Consider the following 15,928-nt stretch of genomic DNA (forward strand, 5'->3'; position numbering starts at 1 on the left):
GTCGCAATCGTCAGCGAAATCGCGCTGGAAAATTTTCCTGACAGCGGTGGCAGAGTGTGCATTTTTATTTTGCATTTTGCCCCGGTTATCGGTATAAAACGCCGCGCGCGGCTTATGCAAAAAAGCGCACGGTGAAAATCATCGTGACGCCACTTCCAGCCGGGTTAAGCAGTGAACTATTAGCTTTGGCTTGTCGCTGGCCTCAGGAGGTTGGCGTGGAGGTGATACGAAAGAATGAACCGTCGTTTTCCGCTGAATCAGTCATGCCGTTCTGGCATGCGTTTAATTCCCGCAACCCGCATCTCTAATGTGCAAACCTGCCGATGTTCTACCCATCTCGGCGCTTCTCAGGATTCAAGAGCCGGTAAGGCGCTGTGAAGACTGAACAAGGGCGCTCTTGTTCCGACAAGAGTTTTCTCGTGGTTTCTCCGGACGGTCATAATTAGTCCGGGTCTGTGTTTTACAATGATATGAACATGAAACCGGTCGCACGGCCGCAAACTCAGCACGCTGTGCTGGGGAACTGCGCCGTTTATGGGTTGTTATCGCAATATTACACTGCGATAGTAGTCAACTGTTTTACACTTAATAAGACAATTTGAGGTTCGCTATGTCTGACGACATTTCAATGGTTTCGCCTTCGTCAGCAGGCGAACAGGGTGTACTACGTTCCATGCAGGAGGTTGCGATGAGCTCCCAGGAAGCCAGCAAGATGCTACGTACTTACAACATTGCCTGGTGGGGCAATAACTACTACGACGTCAACGAACTGGGACACATCACCGTATGCCCGGATCCTGATGTGCCGCAGGCGCGCGTTGATCTCGCCGAACTGGTGAAAGCCCGCGAAGCGCAGGGGCAACGTCTGCCCGCCTTGTTCTGCTTCCCGCAGATCCTGCAACACCGTCTGCGTTCGATTAACGCCGCGTTCAAACGCGCGCGCGAATCCTACGGTTACCACGGTGACTACTTCCTGGTTTACCCGATCAAGGTGAACCAGCATCGTCGCGTGATTGAATCGCTGATCCACTCTGGCGAGCCGCTGGGCCTGGAAGCCGGTTCGAAAGCGGAGCTGATGGCGGTGCTGGCCCATGCCGGCATGACCCGCAGCGTGATCGTCTGTAACGGCTATAAAGACCGTGAATACATTCGTCTCGCGCTGGTCGGTGAAAAGATGGGCCACAAGGTCTATCTGGTCATCGAAAAGATGTCCGAGATTGCGATCGTGCTGGAAGAGGCCGAGCGTCTGAACGTGGTGCCGCGCCTTGGCGTACGTGCGCGTCTGGCGTCGCAAGGTTCTGGCAAATGGCAGTCCTCTGGCGGTGAAAAATCCAAATTCGGCCTGGCGGCGACGCAGGTGCTGCAACTGGTGGAGATCCTGCGTGACGCGGGGCATCTGGACAGCCTGCAACTGCTGCATTTCCATCTCGGCTCGCAGATGGCGAACATTCGCGATATCGCCACTGGCGTACGTGAATCAGCGCGCTTCTACGTTGAACTGCATAAGCTTGGCGTCAACATTCAATGCTTCGACGTCGGCGGCGGTCTGGGCGTGGATTACGAAGGAACCCGTTCACAATCCGACTGCTCGGTTAACTACGGCCTGAACGAATACGCCAACAACATCATCTGGGCGATTGGTGATGCCTGTGAAGAGAACGGCCTGCCGCACCCGACGGTGATCACCGAGTCCGGTCGTGCGGTGACCGCGCACCACACGGTGCTGGTCTCTAACATTATTGGCGTTGAGCGTAACGAATACACCGTGCCTGCCGCCCCGGAACCCGATGCCTCCCGCGCGCTGCAAAGCATGTGGGAAACCTGGCAGGAGATGCACGAGCCAGGCAATCGCCGCTCGCTGCGCGAATGGTTGCACGACAGCCAGATGGATCTGCATGACATTCACATCGGTTATTCGTCCGGTACGTTCAGCCTGCACGAGCGCGCCTGGGCCGAGCAGCTGTATCTGAACATGTGCCATGAAGTGCAGAAGCAGCTCGACCCAAGTAACCGCGCACATCGCCCGATCATCGATGAACTGCAGGAACGTATGGCGGATAAGATTTACGTCAACTTTTCGCTGTTCCAGTCGATGCCGGACGCATGGGGTATCGATCAGCTGTTCCCGGTCCTGCCGCTGGAAGGGCTGAATCATGCGCCGGAGCGCCGTGCAGTATTGCTGGACATCACCTGTGACTCTGACGGGGCTATCGATCATTACGTCGATGGCGACGGGATCGCCACCACCATGCCGATGCCGCCGTACGATCCGGAGAACCCGCCGATGCTGGGCTTCTTTATGGTCGGTGCCTATCAGGAGATCCTCGGCAACATGCACAACCTGTTCGGTGATACCGAAGCGGTTGACGTGTTTGTCTTCCCTGACGGCAGCGTGGAAGTTGAGCTGTCTGACGAAGGGGATACGGTGGCGGACATGCTGCAGTACGTGCAGCTTGATCCCAACACCCTGCTGACGCAGTTCCGCGATCAGGTGAAAAACACCGATCTCGACGCCGCGCTGCAACAGCAGTTCCTGGAAGAATTTGAAGCAGGGCTGTACGGCTATACTTATCTGGAAGACGAGTAAAGCGCTTGCCCCTCGTCCTTGTGATGAGGGGCATCAGGCTTGAACCCGTATGAATTTGCGGCGATAATCCTGAACACAAACTGAATTCGAATAATCCCTTCCTCGTCGGGTTTAACGACGCGGAGGGGATTTTTTTTCATCTGTTTCTAATGTATCGACTTTAAAAGAGGTCAGGACATGAGCACTTTAGGTCATCAGTACGACAACTCCCTGGTTTCCAACGCCTTTGGTTTTTTGCGTCTGCCGCTGAATTTCCAGCCGTATGACAGCGATGCGGACTGGGTTATCACTGGCGTGCCGTTTGATATGGCGACCTCGGGTCGTGCTGGCGGTCGCCACGGTCCGGCGGCTATCCGTCAGGTTTCCACTAACCTGGCTTGGGAGCACAACCGCTTCCCGTGGAACTTTGACATGCGCGAGCGTCTGAACGTGGTGGACTGCGGCGATCTGGTTTACGCCTTTGGCGATGCCCGCGAAATGAGCGAAAAACTGCAGGCCCACGCGGAAAAACTGCTGGCGGCCGGTAAGCGGATGCTCTCCTTCGGCGGTGACCATTTCGTCACGCTGCCGCTGCTGCGTGCTCACGCCAAACACTTCGGCAAAATGGCGCTGGTGCATTTCGATGCCCACACCGACACCTACGCCAACGGCTGCGAATTCGACCACGGCACCATGTTCTACACCGCGCCGAACGAAGGGCTGATCGATCCGAACCACTCTGTACAGATCGGTATTCGTACCGAGTTTGATAAAGACAACGGTTTCACCGTGCTCGACGCCGGTCAGGTGAACGACCGCACCGTGGACGACATCATCGCGCAGGTTAAACAGATCGTCGGCGATATGCCGGTCTATCTGACCTTCGATATCGATTGTCTGGATCCAGCCTTCGCGCCGGGCACCGGTACGCCGGTGATCGGCGGTCTGACGTCCGATCGCGCCATCAAGCTGGTGCGTGGTCTGAAGGATCTGAACATTGTGGGAATGGATGTAGTGGAAGTGGCTCCGGCCTACGACCAGTCTGAAATCACTGCACTGGCGGCGGCCACGCTGGCACTGGAAATGCTTTATATTCAGGCAGCCAAAAAAGGCGAGTAATCGGACTATTTTACCTGCCATTTTGAACCCGGGCAGTGCTCGCTGTCCGGGCTCAAACTGGCTTCGCCAATAACGTCCGAAGCCATTAGATATGTGATTATTTAATTCCGTCCGCCTTCATGCGATCGCGTACATGCTGCGCACGTTCAGCAGAGGCAGGGTGGTCGTCAAACATTGAGCTCTGGCGGCCGGCATCGAGTTTCGCCAGTTTTTCGAAGCTGGTGGCAAGACCCGTCGGGTTGATATTGCGCTTACGCAGCAGATCGTACGAATAATCATCCGCTTCGGCTTCCTGACGCTGGGAGAACTGTGAGTTCACCAGTTTTTCGCCCAGATCGCCCAACTGTGACTGTGACAGGCTTCCTACGACACCACCGGTTGAGGCCGCCGCGACGCGCAGGGCGTTAGTCCCCAGCGCAACCTGCATGCCTTTCTTCACGTGGCCCAGCGCAACGTGACCCATTTCGTGACCGATGACCGCTTCGACTTCGTTATCGTTCATCATGTCCATTAGGCCGCTGTAAACGCGGATGCAGCCGTTGGCCATCGCAAAGGCGTTCACGTCTTTGGTCACGTAGACCTTGTAGTTCACCGGTTGACCATTAATGTTATCGCCCAGTGCCGCGGCGATTTTGTTGAGGCGTTTGGTGTATTCGCTGCTGGCAGGCGCGATGGTGGCTTTGCTGTCCAGCTCTTTACAGGACTGGTCGCTTAGCGTTTTGACCTGCTCATCAGTAAGTGAATACGCCTGAAAAGCTTCCGCACCGGAGCTTAACAACCCGTTTGAATCCATGTTCTGGCAACCGGTTAACGCGGTTGCGATCCCTAAAGCCAGTAATGCTGAGCGTATTTTCATCGGTTTATCTTCCGCACGGTATCGTCATCAATCTGAAAATCGGTCCGCAGAGAGACTGTGCGGATCGTGCTGGAAGTATAAAGAAAATAACGACAATGGCGTGAGCAGATTGCGCAACATGCGAGCATGATCCAGAGATTTCTGAAGCGGTAAAAGGATGCTCCATGTACATGCTTTGTCGCTTGGGTTACATTGTTCACACTTTTTTCCGGCGTAGCCCAAAACGCGCTGTCGTCAAGTCGTTTCGGGCATGGCCTTCAACACTTCAACAGTCCGATCTGGAGTCAAAATGTCCTCACGTAAAGAGCTTGCCAATGCTATTCGTGCGCTAAGCATGGACGCAGTACAGAAAGCGAAATCCGGTCACCCCGGTGCCCCGATGGGTATGGCTGACATTGCCGAAGTCCTGTGGCGTGATTTCCTCAATCACAACCCGCAGAATCCGTCCTGGGCTGACCGCGACCGTTTCGTGCTGTCCAACGGCCACGGCTCCATGCTGATTTACAGCCTGCTGCACCTCACCGGCTATGACCTGCCGATGGAAGAACTGAAAAACTTCCGCCAGTTGCACTCGAAAACCCCGGGTCACCCGGAAGTGGGTTACACCGCAGGCGTCGAAACCACCACCGGCCCGCTGGGCCAGGGCATTGCCAACGCCGTGGGCATGGCGATTGCCGAGAAAACCCTGGCGGCGCAGTTCAACCGTCCGGGTCATGACATCGTTGACCACTTCACGTATGCCTTTATGGGCGACGGCTGCATGATGGAAGGCATTTCCCACGAAGTGTGCTCCCTGGCGGGCACCCTGAAGCTGGGCAAACTGGTGGCGTTCTATGACGATAACGGCATCTCCATCGACGGTCATGTGGAAGGCTGGTTCACCGACGACACCGCGAAACGCTTTGAAGCCTACGGCTGGCACGTGGTGCGCGGCGTGGACGGTCACGATGCGGCGTCCATCAGACGTGCGGTGGAAGAAGCGCGTGCGGTGACGGACAAACCGTCCCTGCTGATGTGCAAAACCATCATCGGTTTCGGCTCCCCGAACAAGGCCGGGACCGCAGTAACGGACAAACCGTCCCTGCTGATGTGCAAAACCATCATCGGTTTCGGCTCCCCGAACAAGGCCGGGACCCACGATTCTCACGGTGCGCCGCTGGGCGATGCAGAAGTCGCTGCCACCCGCGAACAGCTGGGCTGGAAATACGCGCCGTTTGACATCCCGTCTGAAATCTATGCCCAGTGGGATGCAAAAGAAGCGGGTCAGGCGAAAGAGTCTGCCTGGAACGACAAATTCGCTGCCTGGGCCAAAGCCTTCCCGCAGGAGGCCGCTGAGTTCACCCGCCGTATGAAGGGTGATATGCCGGCAGACTTCGCCGCGAAAGCGCAGGCGTGGATTGAAAACCTGCAGGCGAATCCGGCGAAAATGGAAGTCGCTGCCACCCGCGAACAGCTGGGCTGGAAATACGCGCCGTTTGAAATCCCGTCTGAAATCTATGCCCAGTGGGATGCAAAAGAAGCCGGTCAGGCAAAAGAGTCTGCCTGGAATGACAAATTTGCCGCGTATGCGAAAGCCTTCCCGCAGGAAGCCGCTGAGTTCACCCGCCGTATGAAGGGTGACATGCCGGCAGACTTCGCCGCGAAAGCGCAGGCGTGGATTGAAAACCTGCAGGCGAATCCGGCGAAAATCGCCAGCCGTAAAGCATCACAGAATGCCATCGAAGCCTTCGGCCCGTGGCTGCCGGAATTCCTCGGCGGCTCCGCTGACCTGGCCCCGTCCAACCTGACCCTGTGGTCCGGTTCGAAAGCCATCAACGAAGACGCGGCCGGTAACTACATTCACTACGGCGTGCGCGAATTCGGCATGACCGCCATTGCCAACGGCATTGCGCTGCACGGCGGTTTCCTGCCGTACACCTCCACCTTCCTGATGTTTGTCGAATACGCGCGTAACGCGGTCCGTATGGCCGCGCTGATGAAACAGCGTCAGGTGATGGTTTACACCCACGATTCGATTGGTCTGGGCGAAGACGGCCCGACCCACCAGCCGGTGGAGCAGATGGCGTCCCTGCGTGTGACCCCGAACATGAGCCTGTGGCGTCCGTGCGACCAGGTGGAATCGGCAGTGGCGTGGAAGTACGGCGTTGAGCGCCACGACGGCCCGACCGCGCTGATTCTGTCCCGTCAGAACCTGGCGCAGCAGACGCGTACGGCGCAGCAGCTGGCCGACATCGCCCGCGGTGGTTATGTGCTGAAGGACTGCGCCGGTCAGCCGGAGCTTATCTTCATCGCCACCGGCTCTGAGGTTGAGCTGGCCGTTGCCGCGTGGGAAAAACTGTCAGCGGAAGGCGTGAAGGCGCGCGTGGTGTCCATGCCGTCCACCGACGCGTTCGACAAACAGGATGCGGCGTACCGTGAATCCGTGCTGCCGAAAGCGGTCTCTGCCCGCGTGGCGGTGGAAGCGGGTATTGCTGATTACTGGTACAAGTACACCGGCCTGAACGGTGCTATCGTCGGTATGACCACTTTCGGTGAATCTGCTCCGGCTGAGAAGCTGTTTGAAGAATTCGGCTTTACCGTCGGGAACGTGGTGGCAAAAGCGAAAGCGCTGCTGGCAACCCCGTTACATCAACAAGGGAGGTAAAGATCAGCATGAACAAACTGGTTATTGGTGTGAATACCGCGATGTTTGACGGCGTCGATACCGACGTCGCCTTCCGCACGATCCGCGAGGCCGGGTTTCGCTATGTAGAGCTGGCGTACAATCAGGGCTACGTGGGCGACATGCCACCGGCGCTGTTTCAGGAAGGCAACGCCCGGCACATCCGCGAAGTGCTGGAAAAATACGATCTACGCACCCACTCGCTGGGCGCGACGATGAACATGGGCGCGCAGGATGCCGTTGCACAATTCACGCAACGCATCCGCTTTGCCAGCATGATTGGCGCCACCTGGATCAACATCTGCGTCGGCCGCAGCGCGGACAGGGAACGCATCATCAGCAACCTGCGCGAGCTGGCGCCGTTTGCAGAAGAACATCAGTGCGTGATCTGCCTGGAAAACGGCGGTGACCCGAATTACGACGTGTTCCGCCTGGCGGACGATGGCTTCGCTTTGCTCGATGCCATCGACAGCCCGGCCGTGGCCTTTAACGTCGATGCAGGCAATATTGTGTCGCTCTGCCCTGACGCCGACGCCATTGCGGAAGCCATCAACATGCTGCCGGGCGCGCAACACTGTCATCTGAAAGATCTGGAGGTGCGCAACGGTGAAGTACATTTCACGCCGATGGGCCAGGGCCAGTTGAACTACGTTCCCATGCTGAAAGCCCTTGAGACGCGCGCGATACCGTGCAGCCTGGAAATTCCGTTGCGAATGCACCGTCAGCGTGACAGCTACCCGGTGCGTGCGGATGCGCCTGTCGATCCGGCACGCAGCCTGGACGTCCTGATTCAGTCTCGTGAGGCGCTGGAAAAAATGACCGGCTACGGCGTGAGTTAAAAAAAGACAGCGACGCTCATCACGGCATTCAAATAATAACGTGATGAATAAAAGGATGAGCGTCAATTGTCTGTTGGTAAAACTGTGAATATTTATTTTCCTGCAATTTTATTTTTGCCGGGAAACAGATTTCTGTTGCCGTGAAAAATAGCAAAAAAAACCTGAAGCGTATTTTTCATGTTATGTGATTAAGCTCTCATACAGTTATTTGTCGTTATGCTGTTATGTAATTAACAAAAGAACACATACAGTTCTTTTGTTCACTAAAACAAAAAAACAAGTAACATCAATAGAGTACTTAAGCTTCATTGGTTAATTGCGTTTATTTCTAATAACGTTCCCTATTAAACTGAAGGTTAATTATGTCTGACTCTACGATTACGCCACCATCAAACGCACAGAAACCAACGAATTTCCGCTGGGTTATCTTTGCAACGATGTTCTTCTTATTAGCGGTTAACCTCATGGACCGTATTACGCTGTCTATCGGGATGCCCTATATCAAAGAAGAATTTAATCTTTCACCCACCACACAGGGGCTGATTCTCAGTAGTTTCTTCTGGTCTTACGCATTATTACAGGTTCCCGGCGGCTGGTTGCTCGATCGCTTCGGCCCCCGCAAAGTGATCACCGGCGCGCTGTTTGGCTGGGGATTCTTCCAGGCCATTATCGGCCTGGCCAGCGGTGGGCTCAGCCTGATCCTGTCCCGTATCGGCCTGGGCGTGATGGAAGCCCCGGTATCGCCCAGCGGCGCAAAACTGAGTTCGACCTGGCTGACCCAGTCTGAAAGGGGGCGCGGCGCGGTCATTATGGACTCCGGTAGCCCGCTCGGTGTTGCCCTCGGCGGTATCATTGTGGCGCACTTGATTGTGATGTTCGACTCCTGGCGCGTGACATTCGTGGTCGTCGGCCTGTTCACCATGCTGTTAGGCTTCCTGGCCTGGAAAGTGCTGCGTGACCGCCCGTCCGAACACCCGAGCGTCGATCAGAAAGAGGTCGAATATATTGCCGCAGGGAACGTTGTCAGCGCCACGGGCAACGACGATACGGCACCGACCAAAGGGTTGGGTATCAGCTGGTTCACCATGATTGCCATCATGGTCGGCCGCGCCTCCTGGGGCATGGTCTACTGGGGTCTGCTCACCTGGGGCCCGAGCTATCTGGCGCAGGCGCAAGGTCTGGATCTGGCGTCTATCGGTAACTCCACCTTCCTGATTTTCATCATGGGGACGCTCGGTTGCCTGTTCAGCGGCTTCTTCGTCGATTTCCTGGTGAAAAGAGGCATCACCCATAACGTGGCGCTGAAAACCCTACTGTCGATTTCCGGTGTTGTCGGGCTGGCCGCGCTGTACGCGCTGGCGACCATTACTAACCCGACTATCGCCGTCGGTCTGCTGGCCGTTGCCGCTTTCTTCATGATGTTTGGCAGCCTGTACTGGAGCTTCCCGGCGATTCTGGCACCGAAAGATCGCGTGGGTCTGGTTGGCGGATTAATGAACATGGCAAACAGCTGCGCAGGTATCCTGGTACCGATTCTGGTCGGCGTCATTCTGCAGGCCACCGGCAGCTATGAAAGCGTGCTGGTCTACTTCGCTGTTTGCGCCGGTTTCTATACCGTCGGCACGCTGTGTATCAACTTCAATAAATTACCGGTGAAAAACGGTCAGTTATCGTTCCAGAAATAATAAGAGGGTGTCGCGATGTCTGCTGCGATATTACGCGTTGAGAAAGTCCCGGATAATTTAGCGGAACAATTAGCGCAGAATTACACGCTGTACGAATATAACAAACTGTCTGCAGAGGATTTAGGCGCCATCGCCGGGGAAATTCAGGTGATTCTGGCCAGCGGGGAATCGAAAGTGGAAGCCGCGCTGATCAACCAGTTGCCTGCTTTAAAGTTAATTGCGGTATTTGGTGTCGGCTACGACGGCGTGGATATCCACGCCGCCTTCCGGCGGAATATTCAGGTCACCAATACACCGGATATTTTAACCGACGACGTCGCGGATCTCGGCATTGCTTTAATGCTGAACGTTTCGCGGCGGATCATTGGCGCACAGCGGTTTATCGAGCGGGGAGACTGGCCGTTCGGCGCGTACCCGCCATCAACGAAAGTCAGTGGCAGCCGCCNGGGCGGTGGCGCACAGGGCGAAAGGCTTCGCCATGCGCATCGGCTGTTTTGACCGCTATCCGGTGGAAAGCGAAGACGTCGTGTTTTACCCCACGCTGGTTGAACTGGCGCAGAACAGCGACGTATTAATGGTCTGCGCCAGCGCAGGCAAGGAGAGTGCAAAACTGATTAACCGCGAAGTGCTGGCGGCGTTAGGCAGCAACGGGATTTTAATCAACATCGCCCGCGGCAGTGTGGTGGATGAAGACGCGCTGGTCGATGCGATCACCGACGGTACGCTTGGCGGTGCGGGGATTGATGTGTTTGCCAACGAACCGCATGTGCCGCGCGAGTTGCTTAATCGCGATAACGTGGTCGTCACACCGCACACCGGCAGTGCCACCCTCGCCACCCGTGCGGCGATGGCAAAACTGGTGATGGATAACATTGCCGCGTTTAATGCCGGGCAGCCCTTGCTGACGCCAGTACCACAACCAAAATAATCTTCTCATCCGTGCCTGTTTTTACAGGCACGGATTTTTCTTCTCTATGCTTCCTGCACCGCTTCGGCCATCGCCCTTTGTAAAAACGCGCGGCACTGTTTTTCGTTATCCCACAAGTCATCCTGTTCCGTGGTCCGCATTTCAACGGCGATGGAGATCGGGCCGAGCTCCGGCGGTAACGGCAGGCTCAGCGCGGTGCGGATAATATGCGCCGCCGTGCGGGGCGTCAGAAAACCTGGCTCGCCAAATTTCATGTGGTAATCGCCATAACCTTCTGCCTGCGGATCGAGAATGGCGTTGGCGAGATGCAGCTGGGAAATCAGCGGTGCCGCCAGACGCAGCGAGTCTGCCAGATCTTCCTCATTCAGCGCGACATGAGCGCTGTCCCAGGCGAGATACAGCTTCGGGCACTCCGCACGCAGCGTCGTCATCCATTCCACCGTTTCGTCCGTGGGGCCTATCAACTGACATTTGTGGGCGAAACGATCGAGCGGCTCCACCTGCATCAGCATAGTCGGGTACTGCTTCACTACTTCGCCGATGCGGATCAGCGCCTCGCCAAAGCCTTTTTTCGCCTCTTCACGACGCGCATCGCCGGGATCGCTGCCGCTCACCAGCGACAATTTAGTGGTGCCGCACTCCGCCGCCAGATGGACCAGCTCACAGGCACGGCGGATAGATTTCTCTCTGAGCGCGCTGTCCAGGCTGCTGAGATTCAGATTGTCCCTGAGTAATTCAAAGGTCAGCCACTGCGTCACGTGCAAATGGTTTTGTTGCGCAATGGAACGGATGGTTTTCGCAATCTCGGGGTGTTTAATAATGCCGGTTTCAAATCCCTGATAGTAATCCGTGGCTGCGACCTGCTGGATCACCTGCAGAATGGCTTTTTCATCGTTGGCCAGCGGGAAGAAAAGTTCGGCAATATGGGCGGATGGATACAATGTGGGTTTCATGTGCTATCACTGCCTCCTGGTGTAATGAGTACGCATTTTCAAGTAATTATAACCACCAATGAACATATGATCACACAAAGAACACAAGAACAATTGTAAAACTGTCGGGTCAATCACCCGCTACACCAAACGCGATTTTCCTCCACCGAATCCCACGCGAAATCGCGTGATATTGTTCACATTTCAATAAGCATTCCTTATCTCACACAACGCAAATTAAATTTTGCAAATTGCCGCCATTTTTTCGTCTGCTGAAGCGTTTTCGCAGCAATTGACGTGGGGGTTTTTACGTGGCTTTATAAAAGACGGGGTCTTTTTGCCCGCCGTCCAGGTTCACGGGCGACAGGCATAACAAAATAAAATGAGATGGGGTGTCTGGGGTAACATGAACGAACAATATTCCGCGTTGCGTAGTAATGTCAGTATGCTCGGCAAATTGCTGGGTGACACCATTAAGGATGCACTGGGTGAAAACATTCTTGATCGTGTCGAAACCATCCGTAAGCTTTCCAAATCGTCCCGTGCGGGTAACGAAGCGAACCGTCAGGAACTGCTCACTACGCTGCAAAATCTGTCTAATGATGAGCTGTTACCCGTCGCCCGCGCCTTTAGCCAGTTTCTGAACCTGGCTAACACCGCCGAGCAATACCACAGCATTTCGCCGAAAGGCGAGGCCGCCAGCAATCCGGAAGTGATTGCCCGTACGCTGCGCAAGCTCAAAGACCAACCCGATCTCACCGAAGACACCATTAAAAAAGCCGTTGAGTCACTGTCACTGGAGCTGGTGCTTACCGCGCACCCGACCGAAATCACGCGTCGTACGCTGATCCACAAAATGGTCGAAGTGAACACCTGCTTAAAGCAGCTCGACAACAAAGATATCGTCGATTACGAACGCCACCAGCTGATGCGCCGTCTGCGCCAGCTGATCGCCCAGTCCTGGCATACCGATGAAATTCGCAAATACCGCCCGAGCCCGGTGGATGAAGCCAAATGGGGTTTTGCGGTGGTGGAAAACAGCCTGTGGGAAGGCGTGCCGAACTACCTGCGTGAGCTGAACGAACAGCTCGAAGAACACCTGAATTATCGCCTGCCGGTGGATTTTGTGCCGGTTCGTTTCACCTCCTGGATGGGCGGCGACCGCGACGGCAACCCGAACGTTACCGCAGACATCACGCGCCATGTGCTGCTGCTGAGCCGCTGGAAAGCCACCGACCTGTTCCTGAAAGACATTCAGTTGCTGATTTCCGAACTGTCGATGGTTGACTGCACCGACGACCTGCGGGCGCTGGTCGGCGAAGAAGGCGCGACCGAGCCGTACCGCTATCTGATGAAAAAACTGCGTAGCCAGTTGATGGCGACGCAGTCCTGGCTGGAAGCGCGCCTGAAGGGCGAGAAATTACCGAAACCTGCCGGATTGCTGACGCAGAACGAGCAGCTTTGGGAACCGTTGTACGCCTGTTATAAATCGCTGCAGGCCTGCGGTATGGGCATCATCGCCAACGGCGAACTGCTCGACACCCTGCGCCGCGTGAAGTGTTTTGGCGTCCCGCTGGTGCGTATTGATATCCGTCAGGAAAGCACCCGCCACACTGAAGCGCTGGGCGAGCTGACCCGCTACCTCGGCATCGGCGACTACGAAAGCTGGTCAGAAGCCGATAAACAAGCGTTCCTGATCCGCGAACTGAATTCCAAACGACCGCTGCTGCCGCGTCAATGGGAGCCAAGCGACGACACCCGCGAAGTACTGGAAACCTGCCAGGTGATTGCCGAAGCACCGCGCGGCTCCATCGCGGCATACGTTATCTCGATGGCGAAAACGCCGTCCGACGTGCTGGCGGTTCATCTGCTGTTGAAAGAAGCCGGTATCAGCTTTGCGCTGCCGGTCGCGCCGCTGTTCGAAACCCTTGATGACCTGAACAATGCCAACGACGTGATGACCCAGTTGCTGAATATCGACTGGTATCGCGGCTTTATTCAGGGCAAACAGATGGTGATGATTGGCTATTCCGACTCTGCGAAAGATGCAGGCGTGATGGCCGCCTCCTGGGCGCAGTACCAGGCGCAGGACGCACTAATCAAAACCTGTGAAAAAGCGGGCATTGAGCTGACGCTGTTCCACGGCCGCGGCGGCTCTATTGGTCGCGGCGGCGCACCCGCCCACGCGGCGCTGCTCTCGCAACCGCCGGGCAGTCTGAAAGGCGGTCTGCGCGTGACCGAACAGGGTGAGATGATCCGCTTCAAATACGGTCTGCCGGAAGTCACCATCAGCAGCCTGTCGCTCTACACCGGTGCGATTCTGGAAGCCAACTTGCTCCCGCCGCCAGAACCGAAAGCGGAATGGCGCCACATTATGGACGAGCTGTCCGACATCTCCTGCGAGATGTATCGCGGCTACGTGCGTGAAAATAAAGATTTTGTGCCCTATTTCCGTTCGGCAACGCCGGAACAGGAGCTGGGCAAACTGCCGCTTGGCTCCCGTCCGGGNGGCGGTGTCGAATCCCTGCGCGCCATCCCGTGGATCTTCGCCTGGACGCAGAACCGCCTGATGCTGCCCGCCTGGCTTGGTGCGGGTGCTGCGTTGCAGAAAGTCGTCGAAGATGGCAAACAGAGCGAACTGGAAACCATGTGTCGCGACTGGCCGTTCTTCTCCACCCGTCTCGGCATGCTGGAAATGGTCTTCTCCAAAGCGGACCTGTGGCTGGCAGAGTATTACGATCAGCGTCTGGTGAAACCGGAGCTGTGGACGCTCGGCGAAGAGCTGCGTAATCAACTGGAAGCCGACATTAAAGTGGTGCTGGCCATAGCCAATGATGCGCATCTGATGGCCGATCTGCCGTGGATTGCCGAGTCCATCCAGCTACGTAATATCTACACTGACCCGCTGAACGTGCTGCAGGCAGAGCTGCTGCACCGTTCACGCCTCAGCGAAGAGAAGGGTAATGCGCCAGATCCGCGCGTCGAACAGGCGCTGATGGTGACCATTGCCGGGGTCGCGGCGGGCATGCGTAACACCGGTTGATTGACGCTGTTTAGTAAAAGGGCCACACCTTGTGTGGCCTTTTTTGATCGCAACGGGTAAGGTTTCCTCGTCGCAACAGGAATGAGAAAAAACATGCGCCACGATATCAGCTATCTCCTGTCCCGGATCGTTAACAGTCCCACGCTGCTGCGCCATGTCTTTTTTGCCAGCACCACGGGCGCCATTCCTGACGTTGCGTTTCAGGTCCCTTTCCCTCGTCTGGAGATCGTGCTTGAAGGCCAACTGCTGGATTCCGGTATTGTCGGAGAACAGGCGCTGATGACCGAACATGATGCGCTGTTTGTACCCGCCGGTGGCTGGAATTTCCCGCAGTGGCGCGAGCCGGTTACCACATTAAGTATTCTTTTTGGCAAACAGCAGCTTGGTTTCAGCGTTCAGCACTGGGATGGCGCAACGCTGCATAACCTGAATAAAGAGCACGTCGCCCGTCGCGGGCCACGCGTGGGTTCTTTTTTGCTGCAGGCACTCAATGAAATGCTGATGCAACCGCATGAGCAATCAACAGCCCGGCTAATCATTGCCAGCCTGTTAAGCCATTGCGCGGACCTGCTGGGCAGCCAGATACAAACGGCGTCGCGCAGCCAGGCGCTGTTCGAAGCCATTCGCGAACACATTGATACCCACTATGCCTCGCCGCTCACTCGTGAATCGGTAGCACAGGCGTTTTATATCTCACCGAATTATCTGTCACATCTTTTCCAGAAAAGCGGCGTGATGGGCTTTAACGAGTACCTGAACCATACGCGGCTGGAACATGCCAGAGCGCTGCTGAAGGGCTACGACCTGAAAGTGAAAGAAGTGGCGCACGCCTGCGGTTTCGTCGACAGCAACTATTTCTGCCGCTTGTTCCGTAAAAATACCGAGCGCTCGCCGTCGGAGTACCGTCGGCAGTACCATAGCCAGTTGACGGAAAAGAAACTTAACGGAGAATAAGATGAGTATGTTGCGGTGCAGAAAGCAATTTACGCACGGCGGCGATCACTTTTTGCGGCTCTCGCAGAAAAGCGTTAATCCCTGACTGCACAGAGCGGCTTTGCGTAAACCGCTCCGCGCCTGCCAGTTCGATGTCAGTAATCAGCAGCACGGCGTCTGCCCGGGCGATATCGACCGCATTCAGGCTGTTTTCAATACCCAGCGCGCCCTGCGTTTCAATTTTTACCGTCCATTTTTCTTGCTGGCAGAGTTTCTCCAGGCGTTCCGCAGCCATATAGGTGTGAGCCACACCGCTGACGCAGGCGGTCACTGCAACCAGAAATCGCTCATGCTTCACCACCATA

The 15,928-nt window shown here is 56.0% G+C and carries 13 protein-coding genes and 1 pseudogene; 11 read left to right on the top strand and 3 right to left on the bottom strand.

Going from position 1 to position 15,928, the window contains the following annotated elements:
- Positions 1-56 precede the first annotated feature (56 nt).
- The 5 genes from GM30_RS25935 to speB all read left to right on the top strand — a co-directional run bounded on the left by GM30_RS25935 (position 57) and on the right by speB (position 3,685).
- The gene (locus GM30_RS25935) at positions 57-308 is read left to right on the top strand and encodes a hypothetical protein (RefSeq protein ID WP_155483902.1); all 252 of its coding nucleotides are present in this window, start codon (positions 57-59) and stop codon (positions 306-308) included.
- Positions 277-378 carry a hypothetical protein gene (locus GM30_RS27800; RefSeq protein WP_420802246.1) on the top strand — a complete coding sequence of 34 codons (102 nt, stop codon included), beginning with the start codon at positions 277-279 and terminating at the stop codon, positions 376-378. The genes GM30_RS25935 and GM30_RS27800 overlap by 32 nt, the downstream gene beginning before the upstream one ends.
- A gap of 92 nt (positions 379-470) precedes the next feature.
- Complete coding sequence (gene yqgB / locus GM30_RS23640) at positions 471-602, top strand: acid stress response protein YqgB (protein ID WP_072091815.1); 132 nt, start codon at positions 471-473, stop codon at positions 600-602.
- A gap of 8 nt (positions 603-610) precedes the next feature.
- Positions 611-2,587, top strand: coding sequence for a biosynthetic arginine decarboxylase (gene speA, locus GM30_RS02550; RefSeq protein WP_072091814.1), 1,977 nt, complete (start codon positions 611-613; stop codon positions 2,585-2,587).
- 177 nt (positions 2,588-2,764) lie between these two features.
- The gene (gene speB / locus GM30_RS02555; RefSeq protein WP_049847368.1) at positions 2,765-3,685 is read left to right on the top strand and encodes an agmatinase; all 921 of its coding nucleotides are present in this window, start codon (positions 2,765-2,767) and stop codon (positions 3,683-3,685) included.
- A 97-nt stretch (positions 3,686-3,782) separates the two neighbouring features.
- Here speB and loiP read toward each other — a convergent pair whose 3' ends face one another.
- Positions 3,783-4,541, bottom strand: a complete 759-nt coding sequence (gene loiP / locus GM30_RS02560) for a metalloprotease LoiP (protein WP_038158157.1) — start codon at positions 4,539-4,541, stop codon at positions 3,783-3,785.
- 289 nt (positions 4,542-4,830) lie between these two features.
- Here loiP and GM30_RS26960 point away from each other — a divergent pair, with 289 nt between their 5' ends.
- The 4 genes and pseudogenes from GM30_RS26960 (at position 4,831) to GM30_RS02585 (ending at position 10,655) form a co-directional block, all read left to right on the top strand.
- A complete protein-coding gene (locus tag GM30_RS26960; protein ID WP_072094011.1) occupies positions 4,831-7,185 on the top strand; it encodes a transketolase family protein in 2,355 nt (784 codons plus the stop codon).
- An 8-nt stretch (positions 7,186-7,193) separates the two neighbouring features.
- A complete protein-coding gene (locus GM30_RS02575) occupies positions 7,194-8,042 on the top strand; it encodes a sugar phosphate isomerase/epimerase family protein (protein WP_049847369.1) in 849 nt (282 codons plus the stop codon).
- 362 nt (positions 8,043-8,404) lie between these two features.
- Positions 8,405-9,727, top strand: a complete 1,323-nt coding sequence (locus tag GM30_RS02580) for an MFS transporter (protein ID WP_049847370.1) — start codon at positions 8,405-8,407, stop codon at positions 9,725-9,727.
- Positions 9,728-9,742: 15 nt separating this feature from the next.
- Positions 9,743-10,655 (top strand): annotated as a pseudogene (locus GM30_RS02585) (2-hydroxyacid dehydrogenase).
- Positions 10,656-10,699: 44 nt separating this feature from the next.
- On the opposite strand, the gene GM30_RS02590 reads toward GM30_RS02585, so the two are convergent.
- A complete protein-coding gene (locus GM30_RS02590; protein ID WP_049847371.1) occupies positions 10,700-11,608 on the bottom strand; it encodes a sugar phosphate isomerase/epimerase family protein in 909 nt (302 codons plus the stop codon).
- Positions 11,609-11,993: 385 nt separating this feature from the next.
- Here GM30_RS02590 and ppc point away from each other — a divergent pair, with 385 nt between their 5' ends.
- Positions 11,994-14,630 (top strand): phosphoenolpyruvate carboxylase, encoded by a 2,637-nt coding sequence (ppc, locus tag GM30_RS02595; protein WP_049847372.1) that lies wholly within the window; start codon positions 11,994-11,996, stop codon positions 14,628-14,630.
- Positions 14,631-14,723: 93 nt separating this feature from the next.
- Positions 14,724-15,584, top strand: a complete 861-nt coding sequence (locus GM30_RS02600) for a helix-turn-helix transcriptional regulator (protein ID WP_049847373.1) — start codon at positions 14,724-14,726, stop codon at positions 15,582-15,584.
- Here the strand turns inward: GM30_RS02600 and GM30_RS02605 are convergent.
- Positions 15,571-15,927 carry a PTS fructose-like transporter subunit IIB gene (locus GM30_RS02605; RefSeq protein WP_049847374.1) on the bottom strand — a complete coding sequence of 119 codons (357 nt, stop codon included), beginning with the start codon at positions 15,925-15,927 and terminating at the stop codon, positions 15,571-15,573. The genes GM30_RS02600 and GM30_RS02605 overlap by 14 nt on opposite strands.
- Position 15,928 lies beyond the last annotated feature (1 nt).

The sequence above is a fragment of the Trabulsiella odontotermitis genome (genome assembly GCF_001188485.1).
GTDB lineage: Bacteria > Pseudomonadota > Gammaproteobacteria > Enterobacterales > Enterobacteriaceae > Trabulsiella > Trabulsiella odontotermitis_A.

Excerpts from the sequence above, each read along its gene's own strand:
- GM30_RS27800 (WP_420802246.1), top strand. The coding sequence starts at position 277 with ATGCGTTTAATTCCCGCAACCCGCATCTCTAATGTGCAAACCTGCCGA.
- yqgB (WP_072091815.1), top strand. The coding sequence starts at position 471 with ATGAACATGAAACCGGTCGCACGGCCGCAAACTCAGCACGCTGTGCTG.
- speA (WP_072091814.1), top strand. The coding sequence starts at position 611 with ATGTCTGACGACATTTCAATGGTTTCGCCTTCGTCAGCAGGCGAACAG.
- speB (WP_049847368.1), top strand. The coding sequence starts at position 2,765 with ATGAGCACTTTAGGTCATCAGTACGACAACTCCCTGGTTTCCAACGCC.
- loiP (WP_038158157.1), bottom strand. The coding sequence starts at position 4,541 with ATGAAAATACGCTCAGCATTACTGGCTTTAGGGATCGCAACCGCGTTA.
- GM30_RS26960 (WP_072094011.1), top strand. The coding sequence starts at position 4,831 with ATGTCCTCACGTAAAGAGCTTGCCAATGCTATTCGTGCGCTAAGCATG.
- GM30_RS02575 (WP_049847369.1), top strand. The coding sequence starts at position 7,194 with ATGAACAAACTGGTTATTGGTGTGAATACCGCGATGTTTGACGGCGTC.
- GM30_RS02580 (WP_049847370.1), top strand. The coding sequence starts at position 8,405 with ATGTCTGACTCTACGATTACGCCACCATCAAACGCACAGAAACCAACG.
- GM30_RS02590 (WP_049847371.1), bottom strand. The coding sequence starts at position 11,608 with ATGAAACCCACATTGTATCCATCCGCCCATATTGCCGAACTTTTCTTC.
- GM30_RS02600 (WP_049847373.1), top strand. The coding sequence starts at position 14,724 with ATGCGCCACGATATCAGCTATCTCCTGTCCCGGATCGTTAACAGTCCC.
- GM30_RS02605 (WP_049847374.1), bottom strand. The coding sequence starts at position 15,927 with ATGGTGGTGAAGCATGAGCGATTTCTGGTTGCAGTGACCGCCTGCGTC.